The sequence below is a fragment of the Pseudomonas sp. SIMBA_068 genome (genome assembly GCF_046534705.1).
Taxonomy (GTDB): Bacteria; Pseudomonadota; Gammaproteobacteria; order Pseudomonadales; family Pseudomonadaceae; genus Aquipseudomonas; species Aquipseudomonas putida.
Genome location: NZ_JAWRYI010000521.1, coordinates 1 through 272 on the forward strand (window position 1 = coordinate 1; position 272 = coordinate 272).

1 protein-coding gene is annotated in these 272 nt (G+C 51.8%); it reads left to right on the forward strand.

The genetic code is table 11. The features are described from left to right. The coding region (locus tag SB756_RS30215; protein ID WP_410913253.1) for an LptF/LptG family permease at positions 1-272 on the forward strand (272 nt) is incomplete at both ends.

Genomic DNA, 272 nt, shown 5'->3' on the forward strand with positions numbered 1-272 from the left:
CTTTGCTGCAGAAATTTTCCCGATGAATGTTTTCAGCCGCTATTTAATCCGTCATCTCTTTCTCGGTTTTGCCGCCGCCGCAGGGCTATTGCTGCCGCTTTTTACCACCTTCAACCTGATTAACGAACTGGATGATGTCAGCCCGGGCGGTTATCGCTGGACTCAGGCGGTGCTGGTGGTGCTAATGACCTTACCGCGCACACTGGTCGAACTTTCGCCATTTATCGCCTTATTGGGAGGGATTGTCGGCCTGGGGCAGTTATCGAAAAACA